Source organism: Nonomuraea sp. NPDC001636, from assembly GCF_040298265.1.
Classification (GTDB): domain Bacteria; phylum Actinomycetota; class Actinomycetes; order Streptosporangiales; family Streptosporangiaceae; genus Nonomuraea.
In genome coordinates this window covers 360,762-378,160 of the sequence record NZ_JBEOZT010000002.1, presented here as the reverse complement: position 1 = coordinate 378,160, position 17,399 = coordinate 360,762, and the positions used below count along the sequence as shown (strand labels likewise).

19 protein-coding genes are annotated in these 17,399 nt (G+C 73.6%); 11 read left to right on the top strand and 8 right to left on the bottom strand.

Going from position 1 to position 17,399, the window contains the following annotated elements; translation table 11 throughout:
- The first annotated feature begins 8 nt into the window (after positions 1-8).
- Positions 9-644, top strand: coding sequence for a hypothetical protein (locus ABT158_RS05475; protein ID WP_352351176.1), 636 nt, complete (start codon positions 9-11; stop codon positions 642-644).
- A gap of 105 nt (positions 645-749) precedes the next feature.
- Positions 750-1,646 carry a DUF2382 domain-containing protein gene (locus ABT158_RS05470; RefSeq protein WP_352351174.1) on the top strand — a complete coding sequence of 299 codons (897 nt, stop codon included), beginning with the start codon at positions 750-752 and terminating at the stop codon, positions 1,644-1,646.
- A gap of 129 nt (positions 1,647-1,775) precedes the next feature.
- Here ABT158_RS05470 and ABT158_RS05465 read toward each other — a convergent pair whose 3' ends face one another.
- The 6 genes from ABT158_RS05465 to ABT158_RS05440 form a co-directional block, all read right to left on the bottom strand.
- Positions 1,776-2,210 (bottom strand): FAD-dependent monooxygenase, encoded by a 435-nt coding sequence (locus tag ABT158_RS05465; protein ID WP_352351172.1) that lies wholly within the window; start codon positions 2,208-2,210, stop codon positions 1,776-1,778.
- Between the two features lie 12 nt (positions 2,211-2,222).
- A complete protein-coding gene (locus ABT158_RS05460) occupies positions 2,223-3,065 on the bottom strand; it encodes a Rossmann-fold NAD(P)-binding domain-containing protein (protein ID WP_352351170.1) in 843 nt (280 codons plus the stop codon).
- A complete protein-coding gene (locus ABT158_RS05455; RefSeq protein WP_352351168.1) occupies positions 3,062-4,030 on the bottom strand; it encodes an ABC transporter substrate-binding protein in 969 nt (322 codons plus the stop codon). Before ABT158_RS05455 ends, ABT158_RS05460 begins: the two co-directional genes overlap by 4 nt.
- 89 nt (positions 4,031-4,119) lie before the next feature.
- Positions 4,120-4,863, bottom strand: coding sequence for an ABC transporter permease (locus ABT158_RS05450; RefSeq protein WP_352351166.1), 744 nt, complete (start codon positions 4,861-4,863; stop codon positions 4,120-4,122).
- Positions 4,860-5,690 carry an ABC transporter permease gene (locus ABT158_RS05445; protein WP_352351164.1) on the bottom strand — a complete coding sequence of 277 codons (831 nt, stop codon included), beginning with the start codon at positions 5,688-5,690 and terminating at the stop codon, positions 4,860-4,862. The genes ABT158_RS05450 and ABT158_RS05445 overlap by 4 nt, the downstream gene beginning before the upstream one ends.
- A 210-nt stretch (positions 5,691-5,900) precedes the next feature.
- On the bottom strand, positions 5,901-7,604 hold the full coding sequence (locus ABT158_RS05440; protein WP_352351784.1) for an exo-alpha-sialidase: 1,704 nt from the start codon (positions 7,602-7,604) through the stop codon (positions 5,901-5,903).
- Positions 7,605-7,851: 247 nt separating this feature from the next.
- On the opposite strand from ABT158_RS05440, the gene ABT158_RS05435 reads away from it, so the two are divergent.
- The 5 genes from ABT158_RS05435 (at position 7,852) to ABT158_RS05415 (ending at position 13,323) form a co-directional block, all read left to right on the top strand.
- The gene (locus ABT158_RS05435; RefSeq protein WP_352351162.1) at positions 7,852-8,742 is read left to right on the top strand and encodes a hypothetical protein; all 891 of its coding nucleotides are present in this window, start codon (positions 7,852-7,854) and stop codon (positions 8,740-8,742) included.
- Between the two features lie 69 nt (positions 8,743-8,811).
- A complete protein-coding gene (locus tag ABT158_RS05430; RefSeq protein WP_352351160.1) occupies positions 8,812-9,072 on the top strand; it encodes a hypothetical protein in 261 nt (86 codons plus the stop codon).
- A gap of 46 nt (positions 9,073-9,118) precedes the next feature.
- On the top strand, positions 9,119-10,504 hold the full coding sequence (locus ABT158_RS05425) for an FAD-binding oxidoreductase (RefSeq protein ID WP_352351158.1): 1,386 nt from the start codon (positions 9,119-9,121) through the stop codon (positions 10,502-10,504).
- Between the two features lie 85 nt (positions 10,505-10,589).
- Positions 10,590-12,158: an MFS transporter gene (locus tag ABT158_RS05420; protein WP_352351156.1), complete on the top strand. Its 1,569-nt coding sequence runs from the start codon at positions 10,590-10,592 to the stop codon at positions 12,156-12,158.
- 25 nt (positions 12,159-12,183) lie between these two features.
- Complete coding sequence (locus ABT158_RS05415; protein ID WP_352351154.1) at positions 12,184-13,323, top strand: FAD-dependent oxidoreductase; 1,140 nt, start codon at positions 12,184-12,186, stop codon at positions 13,321-13,323.
- A gap of 36 nt (positions 13,324-13,359) precedes the next feature.
- Here the strand turns inward: ABT158_RS05415 and ABT158_RS05410 are convergent, their stop codons facing one another.
- Positions 13,360-13,818, bottom strand: a complete 459-nt coding sequence (locus ABT158_RS05410; protein WP_352351152.1) for an Lrp/AsnC family transcriptional regulator — start codon at positions 13,816-13,818, stop codon at positions 13,360-13,362.
- A 95-nt stretch (positions 13,819-13,913) separates the two neighbouring features.
- Here ABT158_RS05410 and ABT158_RS05405 point away from each other — a divergent pair, with 95 nt between their 5' ends.
- The 3 genes from ABT158_RS05405 (at position 13,914) to ABT158_RS05395 (ending at position 16,396) form a co-directional block, all read left to right on the top strand.
- On the top strand, positions 13,914-14,795 hold the full coding sequence (locus ABT158_RS05405) for an LLM class flavin-dependent oxidoreductase (RefSeq protein ID WP_352351150.1): 882 nt from the start codon (positions 13,914-13,916) through the stop codon (positions 14,793-14,795).
- On the top strand, positions 14,782-15,207 hold the full coding sequence (locus tag ABT158_RS05400; protein WP_352351148.1) for a nucleoside deaminase: 426 nt from the start codon (positions 14,782-14,784) through the stop codon (positions 15,205-15,207). The genes ABT158_RS05405 and ABT158_RS05400 overlap by 14 nt, the downstream gene beginning before the upstream one ends.
- Positions 15,208-15,430: 223 nt before the next feature.
- Positions 15,431-16,396 (top strand): fatty acid desaturase family protein, encoded by a 966-nt coding sequence (locus ABT158_RS05395; RefSeq protein WP_352351782.1) that lies wholly within the window; start codon positions 15,431-15,433, stop codon positions 16,394-16,396.
- Here the strand turns inward: ABT158_RS05395 and ABT158_RS05390 are convergent.
- Positions 16,363-16,665, bottom strand: coding sequence for a hypothetical protein (locus tag ABT158_RS05390; RefSeq protein WP_352351146.1), 303 nt, complete (start codon positions 16,663-16,665; stop codon positions 16,363-16,365). The genes ABT158_RS05395 and ABT158_RS05390 overlap by 34 nt on opposite strands.
- Positions 16,666-16,741: 76 nt before the next feature.
- On the opposite strand from ABT158_RS05390, the gene ABT158_RS05385 reads away from it, so the two are divergent.
- On the top strand, positions 16,742-17,305 hold the full coding sequence (locus tag ABT158_RS05385; protein WP_352351144.1) for a hypothetical protein: 564 nt from the start codon (positions 16,742-16,744) through the stop codon (positions 17,303-17,305).
- Positions 17,306-17,399 lie beyond the last annotated feature (94 nt).

The following is a 17,399-nucleotide window of genomic DNA, read 5'->3' as shown; positions in this document are numbered from 1 at the left end:
CGTCCGCGATGCCCGGCGGCGCGGGCCCTCCGGCCGCGCTCGACTCCTTCGCCCGCGCCGCGGCGCGCGTGCTGGCCGGGCTCCGGCACGGCCGCGCGCTGCACCGGCGCGGGCTGCTCCTGGCCGGCACGCTGACGGTCGAGGCGGCGCCGCTGGGGGAGCCGGGCGAGCACGAGGTGCGGGCCCGGCTGTCCAAGGGGCTGTCCCTGCCGGGCCGGCTGCCCGACGTGCTGGGGCTGGCCGTGCGCCTGCCCAACGGGGTGGACCTGCTGCTGTCCACCGGCGCGGGCCCGGTGCCGGTGCCGCGCCGCACCTTCACGTCGGGGCCGTACTCCAGCCTCACGACGTACGTGTACGGAACCGGCCGGTACCGGCTGGTCGCCCGGCCTGAGGGGGAGCGGGTGCCCGCCGATCCCGCGCTGCTGCCCGGCGCGCTGGCCCGCGGCCCGCTGCTGTTCCACCTGTGGGCGGGCGGGCGCTACCTGGCCCGTCTGCGCCTGCACACCGCGCTGCCCGGCGCGGACCTGACCTTCGACCCCGTGCTCAACAGCGCCCCCTGCCTGCGTCCGGCCGGATGGACGGCCAGGCTGCGGCGGGCCGCCTACGAGGGCTCCCGGGAGGGCCGCGGCGTGCCTCCGCCGTAGGCCGATCCATGGCAAAGACTGGCCGACCTGTGTGTGCAAATGCGACTCTCTGGGGTATTTGTCCTTTTTGAACCAGGACGAACAATCGGGGGGATCGTCGTGGCTATGCAAACAGAGATCCGAAGCCTGCTCGAGTGCCATGTGATCGGGTCGGACGGACAGTCGATCGGCAAGGTGGGCCAGGTCTACCTCAGTGACCGCACCGGCGAGCCGGAGTGGGTCACCGTGCGCACGGGGTTCTTCGGCATGAAGCAGACCTTCGTGCCGCTGGCCAACGCCCGCCGTTCCGGGGACGAGATCAGGGTCCCCTTCGACAAGGAGATGATCAAGGGCGCGCCCAACATCGACGTGGACGGCCGCCTGTCGCTGGAGGAGGAGGCCGAGCTCTACCGGTACTACGGGATGCAGCCGTCCACCATCCCGTCCCAGCGCTCGCCCGCCGCGGGGGAGCGGCAGGCCCAGCGGGCCACCGGAGAGCCGCGGACGGCCGGGGAACGCGGCATGCGCCCCGGCATGACCGGCCAGCCGCCGACCGGCCAGACAGGCGCGACGGGCCAGCCGGGCCGGACGCGCGCCAGGGACGTGGGCGACCGCGACATCGACATGACCACGTCCGAGGAGCAGCTGCACATCGGCAAGGAGAGCCGCGAGAGCGGGCACGTCCGGCTGCGCAAGTACGTCGAGACCGAGAACGTCCAGGAGAGGGTGCCGCTCGCGCACGAGGAGGTCGTGATCGAGCGCGAGCCCATCAGGGACGGCGAGCCCGGCACGTACGAGATCGGCGAGGACGAGCAGCAGATCACCCTGCACGAGGAGCGGCCGGTGATCGGCAAGGAGACCAGGCCGGTCGAGCACATTCGCGTGCACAAGGAGCGCGTCGAGCACGAGGAGACCGTCGAGGGCCAGGTCAGGAGGGAACGCCTGGAGGTCGACGAGGACGGCGACGCGCGCGAGCACACCCGCAACCGCAACCGCGGTGACGACCTCCCGCCCAAGCGGTAGGAGGCCGCACCCGGTCCCGCGCGGGGGCGCCCACGCGCCCCCGCCTCACCACGCCCGCCTCCGGAACGCGCCCACCACCCGGACGCGCCCGCTGCCAATACGTCGCCCGCTACCAGGACGCGACCCTGGTCAGGGCGCGCCCTCGGCCTGGCCGGCGTTCAGGGGAACCGACTTCTGGCCGGCGTTCAGGGAGACAGGCCCCTGGCCGGTCTCCGGGGGGACCGACCAGCTGGGGCGGGCGTTCAGGGTGACCGGCTCGAAGCCCGCGAGCTGCTTGTAGTGCAGCGCGATCTTCTCCAGCGTGTCCCTGGGGATGACCTCCTCGATGTCGGCGAACCCGCCGGGGGCGCGTTCGTGCACCATCCTCAGGACGACCTCGGGCCCGTCCTCGCGGTTGGCCAGCACGATCCGGTTCGTGACCGGCCGCCGCCGGCTCTCGTAGAACTCCAGGCCCTGGCCGGTGGCCAGCGCGTGGGCCAGCACGCGGGCGTCGATGACGGCCTGCGTGCCGCCGTTGGACCCGGTCGGGTACATCGGGTGCGCGGCGTCGCCCATCAGCGTCACCGTCCCCGACGATCAGTACGGCAGCGGGTCCCGGTCCACCAGCGGGTACTCGTACGCCTTGTCCGCCGCGGCGATGAGACCGGGGATGTCGAGGGCGTCGGAGCGCACGTCGGCCACGTGGTGCAGGAACTTGCCGATCTCCACCTCCCGGTTCCAGTCGCCCCGGGGGACGGTCTCGGGGGCCCGGTGCTGGATGGCCCAGTTGACGAGCTGCGTGCCGTCGGGGTCCGGCGGCGCGATCGGGTAGACGACGATCTTCTGGGCGCCGTCGCCCGCCATGATCATGGACCGGCCGGTCAGGAACGGCCGGACGCGCGACGTGCCGCGCCACAGCACGTGACCGCCCCACAGCGGCTCGCCCTCGCCGGGGAACAGCGCCGCCCGGACCTCGGAGCGGATGCCGTCGGCGCCGACGAGCAGGTCGGCGTCGTGGTCGAGCCCGGTGACGGGGGAGCCGGTGACCACGGCGTCCGGGCCGAGCCGCTCGCGCACGGCGTCGAGGAGCAGGAGCTGCAGCCGGCCGCGATGGATCGAGTACTGGGGCCAGGCGTGGCCGGCGGCCCGGCCGCGCGGCTCGGTCCAGATGCGCTGCCCGCGCCGGGTGACGAAGGTCAGGTCGGCCGTCTCGACGCCGACGCGGGCCAGGCGGTCGCCCAGGCCGAGCTCGATCAGCTCGCGCACGGCGTGCGGCAGCAGGTTGATGCCCACGCCGAGCGGCCGGATGTCCTTGACGGCCTCGCGCACGGTCACGTCCGTGATGCCGGCGGCGTGCAGGCTGAGGGCGGCGGTGAGCCCGGCGATGCCCGCCCCGGCGATGACCACCCGCCGCGGGCGTCGTCCCGCGAGGCCCGTCATGAGGAGCCGCCGGGAAGGAGCAGGGCCGAGACGTCGAACGGCGCCTCCAGGTAGCCGTTGCCCTTGAACTCCAGCATGAGGTCGGCCACCCGCTGCAACCGGGTCTTGTCGACGGTGGTGGAGTAGCCGCCCAGCGTCATCAGGTCGGCCGTCGCCTTGTCGATCTTCGTGTACTTGAGCAGCGCCGCCTTGGCCTGGGCCGGGTCGGCGATCGCCAGGTCCACCGCCTTGCGCAGGCCGCGCTGGAAGGCGGCCACCGTGCGCGGATTGCCGGCCGCGAAGCCCTCGGTGGTCAGGTAACCCGCCATCGGGAAGTCGGCGGTCGCCCCGGTGAACAGGTCCGACATGCTGCGGGCCCCGCCGGTGGCGGCCGCGGCCTGCCAGAACGGCTCGGGCAGCACGGCGGCGTCCACGTCGCCGTTGGCCAGGGCGCCGGCCATCTGCGGGAAGGGCCGTTCGACGAAGGTGATGTCGGCGGGCGCCACGCCGGCGGGCTTGAGCAGCGCGCTCACGGCCAGGGTGGCGACGTTGCCGAGGGTGTTGACGCCGACCTTCCTGCCCTTGAGGTCGGCCGGCTTCGTGACGGGCGAGTCCTTGCGCGTCATGAGAACGAAGTTGCCGGGCTTGGCCGCGTAGGCGTCGCCGACGACCTTCAACCGGCCGACGCCGCGCGCGGCGGCCAGCATCGCCGAGACGTAGTTGCTGTGCAGGACGTCGAGCTTGCCGCTGATCAGGTCGGGCATCGCGGCGGCCCCGCCCTGGATCACGACGGGCTTGACGGTCAGCCCCTCCGCCGCGAAGAACCCCTTGTCGATGGCGATCTGGACGGGCGCCACCTCGGGAAGGGCCAGCATGCCGAGGTTCAGCACGGCCTTCTCCGGCCCGCCGGACGACGGCCGGGGATCCGCCCCGCCGCACCCGGTCATCGCCAGGGCGACGGCGACCGCCGCGAGTAACAGACGCATGAAAACGCTCCCAGAGAGTTGAGTTCGCGAACAAAGCGTGCCGGGGAAAAGAACAGCCGTCCGGCAATCTTCCGCATTCCCGGGCGGCTTTATTCGGTCGCGCCGTAATGCGCCACCAACCGGCGTTCCAGAGCCAGGAAAACCTGATTGAGCAGATAACCCAGAACCCCGAGCACGGTGATGGCCGCCCACATGCCCGGCAGGTCGAAGGAACGCTGGGCGGCGCGCAAGCGGAAACCGACGCCGTCGGTGGCGAAGAACTCGGCGATCACCATGAGGATCAGCGCGAGCGACAGGCTGAGCCGCAGCCCGGCGAGGATCTTCGGGGCCGCCGAGGGCAGTACGACGCGCAGCAGGCGCTGCCCGGCCGACAGCCTGAAGACCCGCGCGGTGTCCAGGTGCAGCCGGTCAACGGTGCGGGCGCCGTCGGCGGCGTTGACCAGCACCGGCCAGACGATGCCGCACGCGATGGCCGCGACCTGCATGAGCGTGCCGGTCGAGAACAGCGCCAGGAACACCGGCAGCAGCGCGGGCGGCGGCAGCGCCCGGCAGAACTGCACCGCCGGGTCCACGAACCTCGACAGCAGCGGCGAGCGGCCCATGGCGACCCCGGCCGCCACGCCCGCCACGCCGGCCAGCGCCCAGCCGGTCAGCAGCCGGCCCAGGCTGTGGGAGAGATCGTCCAGGGCCGTCCGGCTGATCCACAGCTCGCTCAGGCGCAGCGCGATCGTGGACGGCGGCGGGAAGTAGGGGTTGCCCGCCGCCCTGGTGGCCGGCTCCCAGACGGCCACGACGACGGGCACGGCCCACAACCGCGCCACGGATCTGATCATCGTGCCGCTCCCGTCAGCGTCGTGTGCCAGCGCAGCAGCCGCCGGAAGGCGCGGGCGAGCAGGGCGTTGGTGAGCAGGCCGAGGGCGCCGGCCCACAGGGTGGCGGCGATGGTCAGGCGCAGGCCGTCCGGGCTGCTCTCGGCCACGATGATGAAGTGGCCGATGCCGCCGGTGCCGGCCAGCAGCTCGGTGCTGACGGCCAGGATCAGGGCGATGGCCGCGGCCACCCGCACGCCGGTCGCCACGAAGGGGGCCGCGCTCGGCAGGCTGACCCGCCACAGGACGGCCGGCGGGCCGAAGCCGAAGGCCCGCATCGTCTCCTTAGCCAGCGGGTCCACCTCGCGCAGCCCGTACATGGTGTTGAGCAGGACGGGCCAGGTGGCGGCGTACACGATCATCGCGACCTCCGTCTCCAGGCGGCCGGTGAAGACGAACGCGGCCAGGGGGATGAGCGCCACCGAGGGGATGGGCCGCAGGAACTCCAGCACGGGACGCAGGGCCCGCTCGACCGGCGGCAGGCTGCCCAGCAGCAGCCCGGCGGGCACGGCCACCGCCACGGCGGTCGCCAGCCCGAGCGCCCACGCGCCGCAGGTGGCCAGCACGTCGGCCAGGAAGGCGGGGTCGGTGGCGAGCCCGGCGGCGGTGGCCAGGACCGCCGAGGCGAGCGGCAGCTCCAGCTGGGAGACGAGCCCGAGGCGGCCGGCCGCCTCGGCGGCGCACAGCAGCGCGACGGTGCCCGTCACGCCGCACACGGCGGCGCTGTCGAAGGGACGGGAGGGGATCAGGCGCACGGCGACGCCTTCGCGCCGGGGGAATGGGGCGGCCATTTATCGGCTCTCCGGAACATCGGTCCGGCCATTCGTCACCGCGGCAGGCCGGAAGGCGGGCAGAGAGGAACGGAAGTCACAGTAACCGAGCCGCGCCTGTCCGCCCGGCCGGGAAAACTCCGGTCATCAAAAGCCCGCCGGTTCCGGCGTCACATTCCGTAGGCTCGCGCTATTTCGGCCCGCCTGATAAGGCGCATATTCCGGCCGGGTTCAGCGTCCGTAGAGTTCGAGTTCGTTGAGCATGCTGCAGGAGTCGCCGATCTCGGCGTCGCAGTCGTCCGCCGGCTCGGTGACGATCATGACGTGCGCGCCGGTGCGGGCCACCGTGTGGTAGCGCATGGCGTAGTCGGTCCGGTCCTCGACGGTGACGACGGGCTCGCCCCAGGAGCGGCCGTCGGCGGAGACGTACACGCGGGCGCCGGCCGCGTGCCCGGGGCGCAGGGCGAGGCCGATCCGGTTGATCGCGTACGGGCGGTCGAGGTGCAGGACGTACCGGCCGGGGCCGGCGGCGACGGCGCCGGACCAGTAGTCGGTGCTGCCGTCGAAGGCGCCCGCCGGGCCGGTGCGCGGCCGGCCGGGGCGGGTCCACCGCATGTCGGTCTCGACCTTGAGCGCGCCGCGGCGGTACAGGGCGGCCAGGTCGAGCAGGTCGGGGCCGGGGGGCGTGACGGTGAACAGGCGGCGCTTGATCGCGTACCAGCCGCCGTTCTCGAACTTGCCGTGGGCCGGGCAGGCCGTCTCGTTGAGCAGCCCGTCGGGGCGCACGCCGGGCAGCTTGCAGTTGTCGAACACCTGGATCAGCCGGTGCGGGCCGATGGCGGCCACGGCGGTGTAGCCCGAGGAGCCGTGCACGTCCCGCACGCCGTCGCTGTTGCGGTACGTCACCGTCTGCTGCCGCCACTCCTCGCCGATCCCGTCGGGGGCGATCGCCAGCCAGTTGTGCGGACGCCCGGCGCTGAGCACGAGCACGCCGTCCGGCATCAGCAGCAGCCGCGGCGCCACGCCGCGCACCAGGCAGTCCTGGCCGTCGATGCGCAGCGGCCGGACCGGCGACCAGGTGCGGCCGCCGTCGGACGAGCGGCTCTGGTGCAGCGTGGAGGGCGGCTCGCCGTCTCTGCGCAGCACCGCCAGCAGGGAGCCGTCGAGCGTCTGGGCCAGGGCGGTCTCGTTGTAGACGAACGGCCCCTGGGGAGGGGCGATCACGCCGCGTCTGGCGAACGTGCGGCCGCCGTCGTCGCTGGCGAACACCTCGGGCTGGTAGGTCTCGGTGTCGCCCTGGCGGATGTAGGCGGTGAACAGGATCGTGCCGTCGGCGAGCTGGATCGGCAGGCCGTGCGCGGCCCCGCCGGAGGCGCCGGCGTCCGGCGAGGAGACCGTGGCCTCCCAGCGCACCCAGCTCTCGTCGTGTGCGGAGGTGGAGGACAGCACGCCCAGCTTGGCGGTGCCCGGCCCGGAGCGCCGCAGGTAGTACTCCAGGGCCAGCAGCCGGCCGTCGCGCAGCTCGATCGGCGCCTCCCGCAGCGGCGTGCGGTTGCTCGGGCCGAACGTGACGCCGCCGTCGTCGGAGGTCGCCGACTCGCTGGAGAGGGTGACGACCTTGTCCACGTTGGTGGCGTAGGTGACCAGGAGCTTCCTGACCGGAGCGCCGTCGCGGCCCACCGTGTCCAGCGCCGCCACGCTCGGGAACCCGGCGAAGTCGAGCCGCTGCTCCGATGACGGCTCGCGCTCGGCGGGCGTCGGGTACGGATAAATCCACCGCGGTGAGACATCAGTGTCGATCAGGTAAGGCCCCTCCGGAACCGACTTGCCGGTGAACTCCGGCAGACGGCAGAACGTCTCGCCGGCGTGCGTGACCCCATGGGCCGCGGGCAGCCCGGCGGCCAGGAACACCGCCGCCAGCGCGGCTCTGGGCATCGCCACCGGGGACTCCTTCCTCTCGTGGCCGCTCGCGGGCGGCCGCCTCGCGACGGGCGAGGCCATGCCTTGTCTCTGCCCCCTCCGGCCCCGTGTTTCACCTGTGTCCCAGGGTTGCCAACCGTGCGTCCGATAGGTATTCGTTAAGTGTCAGTTGACAGCGGCGAGCTGCGACCCGAGGATCAGAGCTGCAGGATTAAGTGTCAATTTACGCAGGAGGGACCTTCGGGTCTGGAGGTGGCCTCAGATGAGCATCGAGCCCAGGGCGCGAGTCGCCCCCGAGCGCGTGCCGCCGGTCTGGGCGGCGGACCCGGCGCCGGTGGCGCCGGAGACGGCGGCGCAGCAGAAGGTCGTCCAGCGCATCTGCGCCAGGGTGGCCCCCGAAGGGGTCGAGGTCGGCGTCGGCGAGCTGCCTCCCGGCGGCCTGCAGGTGTGGATCGACGCCCCCGTCCACGTCGACCCGCGCGAGTCGTGGGTGCTCCACCACCGCATGGCCCGCGAGGTCAGCCTCGTCGGCTGGCACTGCGAGGCCGACAGCGACCGGCTGCTGGTGCTCGGCTGGAGCGCCGCCTGCCTGCACAACCGCATCAGGCTGCTGCAGAGCGGGCTGAAGCGGCTGTCCGACTTCGAGCACACCGCGCAGCGGGCCGTGCAACTGGAGGGCGAGGACCCGCGGGGCCGCACCGCGGCCGACGTCGCCGCCGCGACCCGCGCCGCCGTCGAGCGGCGGCTGCGCTGGCCGGCCCGGCTGGCCGAGCTCGACGGGTTCGACCGCAGCTCCGGCCTGTCCCACCTGCAACTGCTCCTGGCCCAGGTGGTCGGGCTGGAGTCGAAGGTGGCCGCGGCCTGCGAGGAGCACCTGATCATGGCCCGCGCCCTCGCGTGGTCCGTCTGCGAGCACTACGCCGCCCACGGCGACCTGCCCAGGGCGCAGCGCGAGGTGCTGGCCGAGACCCGCCGGTGGGTGCACGCCAGCTCGATCATCCGCGGCACGGCCGCCGTGCGCCCGGCCGGGGCGCCCCGTCCGCACATGGGGCTGACCGAGCGCCGGATCGCCGCCAGCGTCATCAACCACGGCGTGCCGAGGGCGACCCCCACGGCCGTCATCCCCCGCTCCGGCCACCAGGAGAGCACGTGACGACCCACGTGCCGCTCCACGGACGGCAGCACGCACAACCCGTACGAACCCTGTAGGAGAACTCCCGTCATGCGAACCCCACCGCATCTGCCCGCGCTCGTCCGGCACGAGTCGTCCGACACCGGACGCACCCGCGCCCGCCGCCACCCCTACGGCCCGCACGACGTGCCCGCACAGGCCGCCCCGCGCGGCTCACTCGACTTCCCCGCCCCCACAGCCGTCCCGCCCGCGCCCTACGAGGCGTTCACCGAGCAGCGGCTGCGTGAGATCAGGGAGATGTCCACCCAGGCCATCGGCTCCATCGACGACCTCCTCCAGCACACCGCCTGACGTGTTTTCGCATCCCCCGAGGAGAGCCATGCAGGGACTATCGCGAGTGGATCTGCGGCCGCGTGACGTGGGCGCCCACCGACCGCGTTCGCTGGCGGGCACCGAGACCCCGCACACCCTGGACGAGGTACGCGCCCTCGTCCGCCGGGCCATGGTGAGCAAGAGCCGCCTCTACCCGGTCAGCACCGGCAGGAACTGGGGCATGGGCTCCGCGCTGCCGGTCACCGAGGACAACGTCGTCGTCGACCTCAGCCAGATGAACCGCATCCGCGGCCTCGACCTGGAGGCCGGCTACGCCGTCATCGAGCCCGGCGTGACCCAGGCCCAGCTCGCCGAGGCGCTGCGGGACACGCCGTGGATGCTCAACGTCACCGCCTCCTGCGCCGACACCTCCGTCATCGGCAACGCCCTCGAACGCGGCGACGGCTGCTTCCGCTCCCGGGTCCAGGACGTCGCCGGCATCGAGGCCGTGCTCGCCGACGGCAGCGTGATCACCACCGGCGGGCTCGACCCCACCGGCGTCTACCACGGCCGGGTCGCCGGGCCCGACCTGACGGCCGCGTTCGTCCAGCACAACCTGGGCGTCGTCACCGCCATGGCCGTCTCGCTGGTGCCGCGCCCGGAGACGATCGGGCTCGTGCACGCGCGCATCCGGCGCGACCAGGTCGGCGCCGCGATCGGCGCGATGACCGGGTTCCTGCGCCGCGGCAACCCCGCGGGCGGGCTCATGCGGCTGCGCGAGCTCGCCCTCGCGCCCGGCCGCGACGGCGGCTGGCTGCTGCCGGCGGGCGTGGACACCGGCAAGTTCACCGTCCTCGGGCCGCTGCTCGGCACCGGCGCCACCGTCGAGCTGGCCGAGGAGATGCTGCGCAAGGCGCTCATCGAGGTCGAGGGCGGCGAGACGCTGCGCGTGCTCGACGCCGCCGCGGTCGGCCCCGACGACCCGCTCTACACCAGGGCGCTCACCGCCCAGGGCATCCCGACCTGCCAGGGCGTGCGCAACGCGCTCGGCGTCACCTCCTGCGACCAGATCGACGCCGGCGGCATGGGCTTCCTCGTGCTGCTGCCGCTGATGCCGCTGCACGCCACGAAGACCGAGCGCATCCTCGACGCCCTGCAGAGCGCCGTCGACACCCACGGCATCGCCCTGATGGTGGAGTGGAACCTGGTCAGCCCGCACATGGCCAACGCCGTCATCCAGATCTTCTTCGACCGGGCCGACGCCGACGCCGCCCGCCGCGCCCACCAGCTGCGCAACGACGCGAGCTGCCTGCTGCGCGGCCACGGCTGCGCCATCTACCGCTCCGACATCGACCACGCCGCCGCCGACGTCTGGTCCGAGACCAGCACCGCCAGCCTCGGCATGCTCCACCGGCTCAAGACCGCTCTCGACCCGGACGGCCTGCTGTCTCCCGGCCGTTACGGCGCCTGACCCCCCGAACCGCCCCGCGCCGGTCGCACCCACCGCAGTGTGCCGGCCGGCGGGGAACCTGAGGCTTTCTTGCGAGGAGGACCGAGTGCGTGAGACACCAGTGGCCGTCAGAGGAACCGGCGTGACCCGCCGTCACGCCGTGATGCTGCGGCTGGTCGGCGCGGGCGTGATGCTGACCGTGATGGCCGACACCACGGCCACCACCCTGGCCGTCGGCGTGCTGCGTTACACCCCTGCGGGCGCCGGCATGCCGCTGGGCGACCTGGTCTGGCTGACCAGCGCCGCCTTCATCCCGATCGCGGCGCTGCTGGCCACGGCCGGCCGCTGGGCCGATCTGTTCGGCCGCCGCCGGGTGCTGGCGTTCGGGCTGGTGGTCTTCGTGGCCGGCGGGATCGCCACCGTGGCCGCGTCGTCCTGGTCGTTAGTGCTGGCCGCGCGGGCGGTGCAGGGCGCGGGCGCGGCGGCGATGATCCCGGCCAGTCTCGGGCTGCTGCTCGGTGAGCTGCCCGAGTCGCAGCGCCGGGGCGCGATCGCGCTGTGGAGCTCGGCCTCCGGGCTCGGCTGCCTGCTCATGCAGGCCGGCGGCGGCTGGCTGGCCGCCACCGTCGACTGGCGCGCCCTGTTCGTGCCCGACGTCGTCATGGGCGTCGCGCTGCTGATCGCCTGCGCCGCGCTCCCGTCCGGCAGGCGCGCCGCGGCCAAGGGCGTGCCGGACGTGCTCGGCGCCTGGCTGCTGGCCGCCGGGATCGCGGTGATCGTGCTGGCCATCTCCAAGGCCATGGCCTGGGGCATGGACGTCGTGTGGCTGGCCGTGGCGGCCCTGGCGCTGCTCGGCGGCGCGCTGGCCCAGGCCAGGCACCACCGCCTGCCCGCCATCGACCTGGCGTTGTGGCGGCAGCGCAAGTTCGTCTGGGGCTGGCTGGCCACCTGGTTCTTCGGCGCCCTGTCCTACGGGCTGCTGACCGTGCAGCCGCTGTACCTGCTGCACCTCGGCTACCCCATGCTGGAGGTGGCGATGTGGCTGACGCCCACCTCGGTGGCCGTCGTCGTCACCAGCTACCTGGCCGGCAAGCTGCTCAAGCACATCGGCGCGTACGGCCTGATCTACGCCGGCTCGCTGCTCTGCGGCGGCGCGTGCGTGCTGGTGCTGACCCAGTCCGGGCCGACGGTGTGGGGCCTGATCGCCAGCGTCGTGGTCGGCATGGGCGTCGGCGCGCTGGCGCCCGGCACCTCCGTGGCCACCACCCTGGCCGCCCGCCCCAGCCAGTACGCCTCCGCCGTCGGCGCGGCCACCATGGCGCGCATGGTCGGCGGGGCCGTCGGCATCGCCGTGGTCTCCCTCGTCATCGACCACCCGTTCATCCTGACCGGCCCGCTGGCCGGGCTGGCCGGCGCGCTCGCCATGTGCGTGGCCATCTCGGTGTTCATCGGGGCCATCGCACTGACCAAGATCACCCGGCTGCGGACCGACCCGGGCGACGACATGATCAAGGTGCCGCGCCGGCTGCTGCTGGAGCTGCGCACGACCCTCGCCACCGTCGCGGCGGAGGCCGACGCGCTGCTGCCTGTCGAGACCCGCACGACCCCCAGGGATCACATCCCGAGGCCCCGGGCGGCAGAGAGCTCGGAGACCTACGGAACCACGCACGTCTAGTTCAACCTCAAGAAGGGCTCTCGTCATGGCAACCACCTCGTGCGACGTGGCCATCGTCGGCGCCGGGCTCGGCGGCTGTTTCCTCGCACTGCTGCTGCGCCGCCGCGGGCAGCGCGTCGTCGTCATCGAGCAGGGACCCTCGATCCCCAGCGCGGGCGCCGACTTCCTCAAGCCCCCCGGCCTGCGGGTGCTGGCCCGCCACGGGCTGGCCGAGCTCGTCGAGCGCCACGGCCTGCGGCGCGACCTCATCCGCTACTACCACGACGGCGAGCCGATCAGGGAGTGCCGCTTCCCCGACGGGGGCTTCCTCATCCGCCCCTACCGCGAGCTGGTCGAGCTCATCTACGCCTGCTGCGCGATGGAGGGCGTCGAGTTCTGCTTCGACGCCGCCATCGAGCACGTCGAGCGCGACGGCGACCGCGTCGAGCTGCTGACGCTGTCCGACGGCAGCCGGCTGCGCGCCGACGTGGTCGTGGGCGCCGACGGCACCAGGTCGGCCGTCCGCCGGGCGCTCGACATCGACCAGGTCACCCTGCCCTACGACCGGCTGCTGATGCGGGTGGCCACCGTGCCGCTGAGCGCCAGCGTCGCCCGGCTCAACCGGCTCTACTTCAGCTCCGGAGGCTGGCTCGCCTACCTCTACCCGCTCGACAAGGACCAGGCCAGGGTGTTCGTCGGCCTGCCCCCCGAGCAGGACGACGAGGTCTTCGGCCAGGGCGCCGCCGGCCTGCCCGACATGCTGAAGGGCTTCGTCACCGACAGCACCGACGCCTTCGCCTCCCTGCAGGCCGCCGCCTGGCAGCCGATCAAGGTCTCGTCGCTGCGGGTGGGGGCGTACCACAGAGGCAACGCCGCGCTGCTCGGCTCGGCCGCCTTCGCCTGCCACCCGATGACCGGCATGGGCATGAGCTACACCCTGTACGACGCCGAGATCCTGGCCGACGTCATCTCCGCGGCCGGCGGCGACCTGCCGCTGCTCGACAAGCTGCTCCAGGCCCGCTACGAGCCGCGCCGGCAGGCGCACCGGCAGCTCATCGACTACGGCGACGCCCTGGCCGCGACCTTCCACGACCGGCGGGCGTACCTGCGGGCCTTCCGCGCCGACCTGCACATCTACGGCGACGAGGCCGCCCCCCGCACCGCTCCCGCGCTGCAGCCGATCTGACCCCGCCGCCCTCCGGGAGGCCCCGGCGCGCCCGCCTCAGAGCCGTGCGGGCGGGGCGGCCGGGCCCCGGTAGGGCAGGGTCTGGCTGTAGACGATGCTGGTCGTGGTGCTGCCGAACCGGGCCAGCTCGTCGATGACGCGTTCGAGGTGCGGCATCGAGCCGGCCGCCACCTTCAGCGTGTAGCAGTCGTCGCCGGTGGTGCGCAGGCATTCGAGGATCTCCGGGCGCTCGCCGAGCAGGCGACGCAGCGGCTCGTGCCGGCTGCCGGGATACTTCAGGCGCACCACGGCCAGCACGCCGAACCCGACCTTGCCCAGATCGACCTCCGCCCGGTAGCCGGCGATGACGCCCAGCGTCTCCAGCCGCCTGACCCGCTCGGTCGTGGCCGAGGCGCTGAGGTTGACCCGGCGGCCCAGCTCGGTCAGCGGCAGGCGGCCCTCCCGCTGCAGCTCCGCCAGGATCGCCCAGTCGGTGTCGTCGAGATCCTCGGCCATCCGGCGAATATACCGGCAGATCCACGGCGATCCGCGCCGTACACCGTGAGTGCGGCCTTCAGCCCGGCGGGACGGCCTGGATAGCCTTCGGTGTCATGAGAATCGGCGTGAACGTACCGAACTTCGGGCCCGGCACCGACCCGGCCACGCTGCGGCGATGGGCGCAGACCGTCGAGGGCCTCGGCTACGACCTGCTGATGATCTCCGACCACGTCGCGATCACCCCCGACGTCGCCGCGCAGTACCCGGGGCCCTTCTACGAGCCGTTCACCACGCTCTCGTGGCTGGCCGGGATCACCACGCGGGTCAGGCTCGGCACCTCGGTGCTCATCGTGCCGTACCGGCATCCGCTGGTGATGGCCCGGATGGCGGCCAACCTCGACCGGTTCAGCGGCGGCCGGCTGGTGCTCGGCGTGGGCATCGGCTGGGCGCGGCAGGAGTTCGACGCGCTCGGGGTGCCGTTCGAGCGGCGCGGACGGCTGACCGACGAGCACCTGCTTGCCATGCGCGCCGCCTGGTCCGCCGCCGACGACTACCGGGCCGGGCCCATCCCGTTCTGGGTCGGCGGCAACGGCGAGGCCGGCCTGCGCCGCGCCGTACGGCTGGGCCAGGCGTGGCACCCGCTGCGCAACACCCTGCCCTGGCTGCGCGCGGCCGCCGGGCGGCTGGCGGACGTCGCCGGCGAGCTCGGCCGCCCCGTGCCCGCGTTCGCGCCGCGCATCCTGCTGCGGCTGACCGCCGAGCCGGTCACCGGCCCCGGCCGCCACGCCGGGGAGGGCACCCTCGACCAGATCCTGGCCGACCTCGACGCGCTGCGGCAGCTGGGCGCCGACACCGTCGTGCTCGACCCGTTCGCCGGCGACCCCGCCGAGACGCTGCACCCCCAGACGGCCTGGCACGCGCTCGCCGCCGTGGCCGGCCACTGGGACCTCGAATCCCGCGACCCGTCCAAGGAGGACGACCATGACCCCCGATGACGAGACCCTGCTGCGCCGGGCCATCGAGCTGGCCGCCCGCGCCCGCGCGAACGGCGAGGCCCCCTTCGGCTCGCTGCTGGCCGGCCCCGGCGGCGAGGTGCTGGCCGAGGAGCACAACACGGTCCTCGGCGACCGCGACATCTCCGCGCACCCGGAGCTGAAGCTGGCCCGCTGGGCCGCCCGCGAGCTGACCCCGGAGGCCGCGGCCGCCACCACCATGTACACCAGCTGCCAGCCGTGCGGCATGTGCGCCGGCGCCATCGAACGCTCCGGCCTCGGCCGCGTGGTGTACGCCCTGTCCAACGAGCAGCTCGCCGGCCTCAGGACCGGCCCCGGCTGGCCGCACGTCCCGCAGGAGGGCCCGGCCCTGTACGCCGAGGCCAGCGCGCCGCTGGAGGGCTACTACCGCTGACCCGCGCGGCCCCGCCGGGGGCCGCCGATGGTAGGGCCTGCCCCACCATCAGGACGGGTGACAGCGGGGGTCCGCCGCAGGGCCGCCGCCGCGATGCTGAGGAGTGTTCACGCCCGCCTCACCAGCATCGGAGAGAGCCTTGACCGTGGTGGAAACCCCTCGCGCCGCGCCCCGGGGAAGCGACTTCGCGCAGCTGTCGCGCCGCATCGCCCAGGCGGGGCTGATGGAGCGGCGGCCCGCCTACTACGCGATCAGGATCGGCCTGGTGGCCGCCCTGTTCGCCGGAGGGTGGACGCTGTTCGCCACGGTCGGCGACTCCTGGTGGCAGCTCGGCGTCGCGGTGCTGCTGGCCGTCGCCTTCGCCCAGGTCACGCTGCTGGCCCACGACCTGGCGCACGGCCAGGTGTTCCGGTCGCGGCGGCGCAGCAGGATCGCCGGGCTGGTGGTCGGCAACCTGACCGTCGGGCTCAGCTACGGCTGGTGGATGGACAAGCACACCCGCCACCACGCCAACCCCAACCACGAGGACCACGACCCCGACGTCGCGCCCGACATCCTCATCTGGTCGCGCCGGCAGGCCGAGGCCAGCAGCGGGCTGCCCCGCTTCATCGGCAGGTGGCAGGCGTTCCTGTTCTTCCCCCTGCTCACCCTGGAGGGCCTGAACCTGAAGGTGGCCGGCTTCCGCGCCCTGCGCAGGGTCAAGGGCGGACGCACCGAGGGGCTGCTGCTCGTCGCGCACAACCTGGCCTACCTGGCGGGGGTGTTCGCGGTGCTGTCGCCCGGCAAGGCGCTCGCCTTCCTGGCCGTGCACCAGGCCTGCTACGGCGTGTACCTGGGCTGCACGTTCGCGCCCAACCACAAGGGCATGCCGGTGCTCACCGCCGAGGACTCCCTGGACTTCCTCCGCCGCCAGGTGCTGACCTCCAGGAACGTGCGCGGCGGCCGACTGATGAACGTCGCGCTCGGCGGGCTCAACTACCAGATCGAGCACCACCTGTTCCCCGGCATGCCGTCGGCCAACCTGCGCCGCGCCCGGCCCCTCGTGCGCGCGTACTGCCGCGAGCTCGGCGTCGCGTACGTCGAGTGCGGGCTCGTCGAGTCGTGGGCCCAGGCCATGCGGCACCTGCACGAGGTCGGGGCGCCGCTGCGCGCCCCTCAGGAGGTGACCACCAGCTCCAGGCCCTCGTGATCCTCCCGGATCTCGTGGCCGGCCCCGGCCAGGACCATCCGCAGCGCGAGCAGGACCGCGGTGCGGATGGTCGTGTATTTCACCAGGCGGGCGGCCGTGTCGGTGCCGGCCGGGCCCCAGACGACCACCACCCCGCGGGACGGATCGAGCCAGACGGTGAGCCCCCCGTCGACCGGCAGCAGGGACGGCTCGACGTTGAAACCCGCGTCGGTCAACTCCCGCCGGACCACCAGTTCCAGATCCGGCCCATCGCCTCGGGCGAAGTCCATCAGAGTCAGCTGCCCCCGCGCGGACACGCCGAACGCGCCGCCTGGTAAGTGTGGCGGTTGTGTAAGGATGGCGGCTGTGACCGCCGCGTCAGTCTGGCTGCGTCTGTCGCGGGCCGTCGTGTTCGCGACGGTCTGCGGCTTGGTGTCCGCGGCGGGACACCTGCTGGCCGGTGGCGGGGCCGTCCCGCTCTGGGGCGGCGCGCTCGGGGTGCTGGCCGCCCTCGCCGCCGCGCTCACGATCAACGGCCGCGAGCGCGGCCCCGCGGCGATCCTGGCCGCCACCACGCTCACCCAGCTCGTGCTGCACCAGCTCTTCGAACGCCTCGCGCCCGCCACGGGCGCCGCCGCCGGGCACGGCCATCCCGCGCCCGCCATGGCGCTGGTCCACCTCACCGTCGCCGCGCTGACGGCGTGGTGGCTGCACCGCGGCGAGCGCGCGCTGTGGCTCATGATCCGCCTGTCCGCCGCGCCGCCCCCGATGCTCGGGCCGCTGCCGCTCGCGCCGGTCGAGGCGCCGATCGAGCCGCGCCGCCCCGGCGGGCGCGCTCCGGCGTACGCCGACGTCCCCACTCCGATGGGCAGGACCGCCTGCCGCACGGTCACCCGGCGAGGACCACCCCGGCGGCTCCGCCTCCGCTGAAGTCCCGCGTCCGGTCTCTGGACGCGTCCCCGTCCTTGCTCTTCCGTGCCCGGACGGCGCCCCGGCGCCGGTCCGGCCGTCCGCATCCGGAGTT